The organism is Nocardia pseudovaccinii NBRC 100343 (assembly GCF_001613225.1).
Taxonomy (GTDB): domain Bacteria; phylum Actinomycetota; class Actinomycetes; order Mycobacteriales; family Mycobacteriaceae; genus Nocardia; species Nocardia pseudovaccinii.
Map to the genome: position 1 here is coordinate 1 of NZ_BDBY01000057.1, position 9,163 is coordinate 9,163.

Genomic DNA, 9,163 nt, shown 5'->3' on the forward strand with positions numbered 1-9,163 from the left:
GACGAATGCTTCCGGCCTCGCACCACCCGCACGACACCCCACGCCACCGCGCCGATCACCACGACGAATCCGAGCCATGGAATCGCCTTGCCGGTGAACACCACCGCGTCCTGCAGCCAATCGACCAGTGAATGCCAGCCGGAGACGATGCCGTCCCAGAAATTGGTCGGCCCCTCGTCGGAATCCTTGTCCTCGGTGATGATGTCGATGGTGAGCGTGGACAGCGCGACCTGATCGTCGAGGTGCCGCTTCTGCGCGGTGAGGCTGTCGAGCTCACCCTGCCGACTCGACAGAGCCTGTTCGGCGGCAATGAGATCCGCGGTATTGGTCGCACCGGAGATGAGCGCGCGCAACCGGTCGACCGAGGCCTGCAGCGCCTTGATCCTGGCGTCGAGGTCCTCCCACTGCATGGTGACGTCGTCGCGGTTGGTGCTCATCCGGGTGACCCGGCCGACCCCGCCGAGGCCGTCGATGAATTTGTCCGTCTTGTCCGCGGGCACCCGCACGGTGAGCGTGGCCTGCGGATCGGTGTCATCGGTGCCCGGCTGTTCGGTGCGGCTGTCGACCCGGCCGCCGACCTCGCGCACCTGATCGGTCACCTTGCCGCCCGCCTTGATCGGATCATCCGCGGTGATGTCGACGCTGCCGGTGATGACCTCCCTGCGCGCTTCGACGGTGGTCCCGCCGGTATCCCCCTTCGCCGGGGAGCCCTCGCGCAGACTCGGCGGCGGCGCCATCGGCGCGACGGTCGCCATGCTGGACCGGCCCGGACCGGCATTGTCGTCGTTGTCATCACCACAGCCGACCAGCAACGTCAAACCCAGCAGGCCGATCACCAGCACAGCAAGCTTCCGCATGAACGCAGGTTAGCCGCTGCGGCGAATTCGGTCACGAAACTCGATGCTGGACATTCCCGAATTCCGAAGGGACGCCGACGAGTTTCACGAGAAATCGCTCGATCTGATCGGCGAGCGGCGGCCAGGTCTGGCCGGGTTCGTTGAGCCGCATCGATACCGCGCCGTGCACCGCCGCGCGCAGGTCGAGCATGACCGAGACCGGGTCGTCGACGGGTACCAGACCAGCATCCATACAGCGCCGGATCGCGGCGGCCGTGCCTTCGGTCAGTTCCCGTTTGAACGGCATGTCCACGCGCTGGTTGAGGGTGCTCTCGTGCAGCACCTTGTACATGCCCGGATGTCGATAGGCCCAGTCGCCGAGGACGCGGATGCGAGCGCGCAGCCTGTCGACGGGATCGTCGATGGCGGCCTCCGCGTCATCGATCGCGCGCACCAAATCGCCGTGATAGCGCTCCAGCGCGGCCGACACCAGCGCGTCTCGATCGGCGAAATGCAGGTAGACCGACGTTGCGGCACTGCCGATTTCGCGCGCGACCGCGCGCATGGACAGGGCCTGATCATCGCCGAGTTCATCCAGCAGCCGAATCGCGGCGTCGACGATCTCCGCACGCAGTCGGCCGCCGTGGCCGCGCGGATTGCGACCGCGCCGGGTCGTCGGATCCGAGGTCATCAGGGAATTGTAGCCGGACACACGTAGCGCTACAGTTGTAACGCTACAGCTGTTCAGTTATCGCTAGCGACTGCTTGCAGGCCGCTCGAAGAGATCAGAGAAATGCTCATGACCCGCACTTTCGTCGATCCGAAGCTCGAATCGAACAAGCAGACCGTCCTCGCGTTCTACGAAGCCGCGTTCAATGCCAAGGATTTCGAGGCCACCACCGAGTTCTTCGGTGCGCGCTACATCCAGCACAATCCGGAGATCGCCGATGATTTCGACGGACTACTCGCACGCCTCACCGGCCTGAAGGAGGGCGCTCCGAAACTCCGTGTCGAAGTGAAACGCGTTGTGGCAGAGGGTGATTACGTGGTCGCCCATGTGCACGGCGTGCGCGAACCCGGTGACCGCGGGCTGGCGATCATGGATATCTTCCGCCTCGCCGACGGAAAGCTGGTCGAACACTGGGATGTCATCCAGCCGGTTCCGGAGCAGGCCGCCAATGCGAACGGAATGTTCTGAGCCTCAACGGAAGTCGCGGGATCTGGAATCGACGCGCAGGTCCATGCGCTGCAGGTATTCGGCGACGACACTGACCGCACCCTCGGCATTCTGGACCCGGCCGCGGATGAGCAGGGCGGGCGCGCTCTGGGCCAAGCGACGATAGCGGGTCCACAGACCCACCGAGCAGACGACGTTCACCATGCCGGTTTCGTCTTCCAGGTTGAGGAAGGTGACACCGGCGGCGGTGGCGGGGCGTTGCCGATGCGTGACGGCGCCGCCGACCAGAACACGGGAGCCGTCGGGCACGTCGAGCAAGCCTGCGGCGGGGATGACGCCGAGCGCATCCAGTTGCGGGCGTAGGAATTCGGTGGGATAGCTGCCCGGGGAAATGCCGGTGGCCCAGACGTCGGCGGCGGCCAGTTCGAGTTCGCTCATGCCGGGCAGAGCGGGGGCGGTGGTGGCGGCGCCGGTGCCGGGAAGTCGGTCGGGACGTTCGCCCGCCGCGGCCCCCGCCGCCCACAGCGCCTCGCGTCTGGTGATGCCCAGACAACCCAAAGCGCCTGCGGTGGCGAGGGATTCGGCTTGGGCGACAGTGAGTTCCACGCGACCGGTCAGGTCGAGGAAGGAGGTGTACGGACCGGACGATCGGGCGGCGACAATGCGCTCGGCGAGGTCGGTGCCGATGTGACGGACGGTCGCCAGGCCGAGCCGCACCTCGTCGCCATGGTTTTCGACGGCGGGTTCGGCGCGGCTGGCATTGATATCGGGTCCGTGCACCCGGACGCCGTGCCTGCGGGCGTCGGCGACCAGCGACTGCGGTGAGTAGAACCCCATGGGCTGAGCACGCAGCAATCCGGCGCAGAAGGCGGCCGGATAGTGCAGTTTGAACCAGGCCGAGTAGAACACGATCGAGGCGAAACTCTGCGAATGACTCTCCGGGAAGCCGAAATTCGCGAACGCATACAACTTCTCGTAGATGCGGTCGGCGACTTCGCCGGTGATGCCGTGCAGATCGCGCATGCCCTGATACAGCCTGTCCTTGAGGCGCTCCATGCGTTCGGGTGAGCGTTTGGAACCCATGGCGCGGCGCAACTGATCGGCCTCGGCGGCGGTGAAACCGGCGACGTCGATGGCCATCTGCATGAGCTGTTCCTGGAACAGTGGCACGCCGAGGGTGCGCTTCAGCGAATTCTTCAGCGCGTCATGGTCATAGGTCACTTCCTCGTCCTCGTTGCGGCGACGGATATAGGGATGCACCGAACCACCCTGGATCGGACCGGGTCGGATCAGCGCCACCTCTACCACCAGGTCGTAGAATTCCCGCGGCTTCAGCCGGGGCAGCGTGGCCATCTGCGCCCGCGACTCCACCTGGAACACCCCCACCGAGTCGGCGCGCGAAAGCATTTCGTAGACAGCGGTTTCCTTCAGGTCCAGCTTGTGCAGTTCGACGGTTTCGCCCTTGTGCTCGCGCACCATATCGATCATGTAGTGCAGTGCGGAGAGCATGCCGAGACCGAGCAGGTCGAACTTCACCAGATCTATCGCGGCGCAATCGTCTTTATCCCACTGCAGTACGCTGCGGCCGGGCATGCGCGCCCATTCGACCGGACAGACATCGGCGATGGGCCGGTCACAGATCACCATGCCGCCGGAATGGATGCCGAGATGTCTTGGCAGACCCTCGATTTCGGTGGCCAGCTCCAGCACTTCGGCGGGAATATCGGTGCCGGTTTCGGCGCCGACTCCGGTCCAGCGGCTCACGGCTTCGCCTCGCTGGCGCTCGGCTATGCCGTTCGCCGAGGGCGCTGTGCTTTTGGTTCGCTCGCTGCGCTCGCTCACCTGCTTACTCCAGGCATCCTGCTGTCCAGGCGAAAAGCCCAGTGCGCGTGCGGCATCGCGAACCGCTGACTTACCGCGATAGGTGATCACATTCGCCACCTGAGCGGCGTATTCGCGACCGTATTTGGCGTAGACGTGCTGGATCGCCTCCTCGCGGCGATCGGATTCGATATCGATGTCGATATCGGGCGGGCCGTCGCGCTCCGGTGCGAGGAAGCGTTCGAACAGCAACTCGGCGGCGACCGGGTCTACATTGGTGATGCCGATCGCGTAGCAGACGGCCGAATTGGCCGCCGAACCCCGGCCCTGGCAGAGGATGTCGTTCTCCTTGCAGAAGCTGACGATATCGTGCACCACCAGGAAGTAACCGGGAAACTTCATCTCGTCGATGATCGCGAGTTCGTGCTCGATCTGCCGATACGCCTCGGGGTTTCCCGACGGCGGACCGTAACGCCGAGCCGCGCCCGCAAGGGTGAGTTCACGCAGCCAGGACGCCTCGTCGTGGCCGTCGGGCACGTCGAACGGCGGCAGGCTCGGCGCGATCAATTTCAGATCGAAGGCGCATTCGCGGGCGAGCGTCACCGCATTCGCCACCGCCTCCGGACAGGCGGCGAACAACTGCGCCATCTCCGCGCCGGAGCGCAGGTGCGCGCCACCGGTCGGCGCCAACCAGCCCGCGATATCGTCCAGGCTCCGGCGCGCCCGGATCGCCGCGAGCGCCATGGCGCGCCGCCGCTGAGCGGGTGCGGCGAAATGCGCTCCGGTGGTGGCCACCACCGGCAGACCGAGACGATCGGCCAGGGCGATGAGGTGGGCGTTGCGTTCGTCGTCCTCCGGAATGCCGTGATGGGTGAGTTCCACGCTCACCCGGTCGGCACCGAAGCGCTCCGTCAGGTCGCGCAGGGCGGCCTCGGCTCGCCCGAGACGGGCGTCTCCCGCCTGCAGATCGCGCTCGAGAGCTCGGCGCACATGACCTTTGCGGCATCCGGTCAGGATGTGCCAGTGCCCGGACGCCGCCGCGGTGAGCGCGTCCAGGTCGTAGCGGAGGATGCCCTTCTCCCCCGCGGCCATGTGTGCGGCCGCGATCTCACTGGAGAGTCGGCGATAGCCCTCTTGACCGCGGGCGAGCACCAGCAGATGCGGACCGGCCGGGTCCGGCGAGCCGGTGCGCGGCGCCGAATCGGGTGCGCCGACATGGCCGAGCGAATCCCCGAGGCGCGGTGCGTCTTCCGCGGTGCCCAGCGACAATTCGGCCCCGTAGACCGTCGGGATCCCCCATTCCCTCGCCGCCTCGAAGAAGCGCACGGTTCCATAGAAGCCGTCGTGGTCGGTGAGCGCGATCGCCGCCAACCCGAGCCGCACCGCCTCCTCCACCAACTCCTCCGGCTGACTCGCACCGTCGAGGAAGCTGTAGGCCGAATGCGCGTGCAACTCCGCGTACGGCACCACCGGCCCGCCCGGCGGTGCGACCGGTTCGGGCTGATAGTCCCCGCGCTTGCGCGACCATGCCGGACTGTCGCCGCCGTCGCCCGGATACATCGCATCCGGATTCGTCGGTCCGGGTCGACCGGACAGCACCCGCTCCAACTCCGCCCAGGTAGGCGGGCCGTTGCTCCAACCCATGACACATCACCTCCTCACATAGTCGAACATACATTCGAACTACGGAAGAGGTGTGGGCACCCGCCGAATCAGGCGGCCGGGAGCGGATCCATCGACTTCTCGCCCAGCGCGGCCTCGACCTTGTCCAGGCTGGTGCGGATCACGGCGCCATAGGCGTCGTTGGCAAGGACATCGAGGTGGCCGCGAGCGATGGTCAGCTGCATGTAGGCCACATCGAAGTCGCCGACGCGGCGGTGACTGTCGGCGAGATTGAGATAGAGCGAGGGCAGGAATCCGCGTAGCCCCTCATCGAGGGGCACACCCGGGCCGAACACCGCGGCCAGCGCGCGTTGATCCCAGCGCAGCGCACCTTCTGCCGTGCCCTGCAGATCGGCGAGGTGATGCGCAATCACGCAGCGCTGCAACGGATCTCCACCGTCGCCGAGCTCGTCCCACAGTTCCGCCAGCATCCGCCGCGCCGCCTCCGGATCACTGCCGGAGAGCCGCACCGCGGCAAAGATTTCCGCCATCCGATCGTCCGCCATGCGCAGAGTATCGCACATATGTTCGATAGATTCGAGGCCGGTTCGAACACCTCGGCGTGGCTCGATTCGAACGCTCGACATGACGAAGCGCACTTGGCAGGTAAACTTACTTCAGAGTAAGTTCATGCCGACTCGACCTGCAAAGGAGCAGCGATGACCCGGGCTTCCGCTGACGACGCCGACCTGCGCGGGCAGGTCCGGCGCAATCGCCGCAACCGCGACCTGACGGGGCGGCATGTGCTCATTACCGGCGCGTCCTCCGGCATCGGCCGGGCCGCCGCGCTGGCCGTCGCGGATAAGGGCGCCATCGTCTTCCTGCTCGCCCGGCGCGCCGACGAACTCACGACGGTGGTCGAAGAGATCCGCGCCGAGGGCGGCAGCGCCTACGGATATCAGTGCGACGTAACCGATTCCGACTCCGTCGACCACGCCGTCAAGACCATCCTGGACGAGCACGGCCACGTCGACATGCTGGTGAACAATGCGGGCCGCTCGATCCGTCGCGCCATCCACCGCTCCACCGACCGGCTGCACGATTTCGAACGCACCATGGCGGTCAACTACTTCGGCGCCGTGCGATTGACGCTGGCGCTGCTGCCGCAGATGCGCGAGCGCAAGTTCGGCCACATCGTCAATATCAGCAGTGCGGGCGTGCAGGTGGCCGCGCCGCGCTTCGCCGCCTACCTCGCGAGCAAGGCGGCGCTGGATAAGTTCGCCGAGGTCGCGTCGGTCGAAACCATGGCCGACGGCGTCACCTTCACCACCATCCACATGCCGCTGGTGCGCACCCCGATGATCACCCCGAGCGGCGATCAGGGTCCGTCGGAGTCTCCTGAATGGGCGGCCGCCACCATCGTGCGCGCACTGAGCGAGCGACCCAAGCGCATCGATGTCCCGCTCGGCACCTTTGCCGAATACGGCGCACTGCTCACCCCGAAGCTGCGCGACCGCATCCTGCACCGCTACTACCGGGCCCTCCCCGACTCCCTCGCCGCCAAGGGCGAGCAGGCGGATACCGAGGAACTGGCGCAATCCCCTGCGCCGCAACGTGAACCGCGTCATCAGTCGACGGCCCGCCGGGTCACCGGCACCGCCCTGCGCCGCGCCGCCCGTTGGGTACCCGGCACCCACTGGTAAGCCCGCGACCTTCATCCCGCAGGGGGCGATAAAGGTCGCCGCGAACGGGATATGGCTGCGGCGGATTTGCCGCAACCATTTCCCGTTCGTCGTTTCGATGGAGGACGAGGCGGGGCTATTCCCCTGTGGTCAACGGCTGGATCCGGTCGGCCACAATCGCGGTGACCGGTTTCGGGGCGGCACCGCAACTGGCTTGGCGCGGCGGGAATCCGACGGTGCGAGTCGTCACACGCCAGCGGCGGCCGTCGCGGTGGGTTACCACGGCCGGTACGGAATCGGTTGCGGCGGAATCGGTTTCGAGGTGGGCGGTGAGATCGTCGAGACGTGCCGAAACCTGTTCGCGGACTGCGATTTCCGCGACCTGCTCAACAGGATGATGACCGCTGCGACCACGCAGTCCGTCCAGCGAAACCGCGCCGCGCCGCACGGCTTCGACCGCCGCGATGGCGGCCGCGGTATCGACGCGACCATAGGTCAGCCCGGAGGGCAGCAGCACCATGGCGGGCGCGAAGCGATGACCGCCGGTGTGCGAGCACTCCCAGACCCGGTCCGGATAGTCGGCGGCCATATTCGCGGCGATCGGACGACCGAACAGGGCGCAGCACTGATCGCGCTTCCCGTGCGCACACACCAGGATCAGCGGATCACGCACGGGCGCGCCGATTCCCGGCGGTGCACCGTTCAGCAGGTTCAGGTCCAGGTCGAGCAACTGTTTCAGGTCGGTGATCTCGAAGCGTTCGCACCAGGAGTCCCGCGGACGCGAGCTGGCGATCAAAACCGTTCGGACACCGGTGAATTCGTTGCGGCCCGGCCGCCGGATCAGCGTCGGACGAACCTTCGCGGCGGCGGCGCGGGCGGCGAGTTCGGCGGTGATCTCCTGACCGAGCACCTCATCACCGATCACGTCCCGACCCCACGCGCCCGGCTGCTCGACGCACAACCACCCTGTCACCCGGGTTGCCGTGCCGGGCAAGGGCACATCGACCGCGGCTGCCGCCGAGCAGAGCATCCCTTCGAATCCGGTCATCAGCCCAACGTCTGTCCGTCGGCGAGCGCCACGTCCCAGCGGCCGTCAGCCTTGGCCCGATCGATCTCGGCTTGTCCGGCCGGATGCATCAACCCCTGCCAGACCCGTCCACCGAGGCATGGTTGGTCAGCAGCCAGTCGCGGAACGACTGCTCGTCGGGGAAGAACAGAACCGGACGGTCTTGCGCGGGCACCGCTTCACTCTAGATAGCCGCGGGTGAGAGCGTCGCCAGGAACGGCAGCACGGTTGTCTCGAATTCGCGGTAGCGATCGCGGTGGATGCTGTGACCACAGGTGAAGGCGGTCACCGCGCAGTTCGGGATGGCGTCGCGCAGAATCGCCAGCTTCTCCGGATCGACCATGCCGCCGGGACCGCCGCGCAGCACCAGAGTCGGCGCGGTGATGTCGCTGAGCCGATCCCACCACTCCGGATTCGGCTTGCGGAACTGTTCGAGCGCGGTCCGCGTCATCGAGCGATCGAAAGCGAGCACCGCGCGCGGATGCCGGATCAGGCTGGTAGTGGCGTGCCAGAGTTCCGGAATGGTCGGGAAGCGACGGGTCAGCTTCACCTCTTCATCGCCGGAACGCAGCGGCATCGGGCACTCCTCGATGACCAGCCGCCGCACCAGCTCGGGCCGTTCCTGCGCGACACAGGAAACCGCATAACCGCCCAGCGAATGTCCGACCAGATCCACCGAGTCCAGCTCCAGGTAATCACAGAGATTCAGCACGTCCGCCCCGAATTCGGCGAACAGATAGGACTCGGTGTGCGCGCTGCGTCCGTGCCCGCGCAGATCGGGAATGACGACCCGCCGCCCGGCCCGCATCAAGGTGTGCGCGAACCGATCCCAGGTATGCCCGTCCCCGCCCATACCGTGCACCAGCACCACCGGCACGCCATCGCCCACCACGGAATCCCGATAGGCGATCCGCACGCCGTCGAGCACAGCCCTGGTCACCGCGAGATCCACGATTTCCGAGAGTACTGTGTCTAATTT

The 9,163-nt window shown here is 66.6% G+C and carries 8 protein-coding genes; 2 read left to right on the forward strand and 6 right to left on the reverse strand.

Annotated elements, in window-relative coordinates:
• Both NP3_RS07055 and NP3_RS07060 read right to left on the reverse strand, forming a co-directional pair.
• Window positions 1-857: DUF4349 domain-containing protein (locus tag NP3_RS07055; protein WP_169814455.1), on the reverse strand; the 857-nt coding region annotated here is incomplete at its 3' end.
• 31 nt (window positions 858-888) lie between these two features.
• Complete coding sequence (locus tag NP3_RS07060) at window positions 889-1,527, reverse strand: TetR/AcrR family transcriptional regulator (RefSeq protein ID WP_063038991.1); 639 nt, start codon at window positions 1,525-1,527, stop codon at window positions 889-891.
• Window positions 1,528-1,635: 108 nt separating this feature from the next.
• On the opposite strand from NP3_RS07060, the gene NP3_RS07065 reads away from it, so the two are divergent.
• Complete coding sequence (locus NP3_RS07065) at window positions 1,636-2,034, forward strand: nuclear transport factor 2 family protein (RefSeq protein WP_218024821.1); 399 nt, start codon at window positions 1,636-1,638, stop codon at window positions 2,032-2,034.
• Between the two features lie 3 nt (window positions 2,035-2,037).
• Here the strand turns inward: NP3_RS07065 and NP3_RS07070 are convergent, their stop codons facing one another.
• Window positions 2,038-5,478: an error-prone DNA polymerase gene (locus NP3_RS07070; protein ID WP_063038983.1), complete on the reverse strand. Its 3,441-nt coding sequence runs from the start codon at window positions 5,476-5,478 to the stop codon at window positions 2,038-2,040.
• A gap of 68 nt (window positions 5,479-5,546) precedes the next feature.
• Complete coding sequence (locus NP3_RS07075) at window positions 5,547-6,002, reverse strand: hypothetical protein (protein ID WP_063824704.1); 456 nt, start codon at window positions 6,000-6,002, stop codon at window positions 5,547-5,549.
• 153 nt (window positions 6,003-6,155) lie between these two features.
• Between NP3_RS07075 and NP3_RS07080 the strand changes: the two genes are divergently transcribed.
• Entirely contained in the window at window positions 6,156-7,139 is a 984-nt protein-coding gene (locus NP3_RS07080; RefSeq protein WP_063038984.1) for an SDR family NAD(P)-dependent oxidoreductase, read from the forward strand.
• A gap of 115 nt (window positions 7,140-7,254) precedes the next feature.
• Here the strand turns inward: NP3_RS07080 and NP3_RS07085 are convergent, their stop codons facing one another.
• Together NP3_RS07085 and NP3_RS07090 are read right to left on the reverse strand one after the other, a co-directional pair.
• Window positions 7,255-8,166, reverse strand: a complete 912-nt coding sequence (locus NP3_RS07085) for a ferredoxin family protein (RefSeq protein ID WP_063038985.1) — start codon at window positions 8,164-8,166, stop codon at window positions 7,255-7,257.
• Between the two features lie 202 nt (window positions 8,167-8,368).
• Entirely contained in the window at window positions 8,369-9,136 is a 768-nt protein-coding gene (locus tag NP3_RS07090) for an alpha/beta fold hydrolase (RefSeq protein WP_063038987.1), read from the reverse strand.
• Window positions 9,137-9,163: the final 27 nt, after the last annotated feature.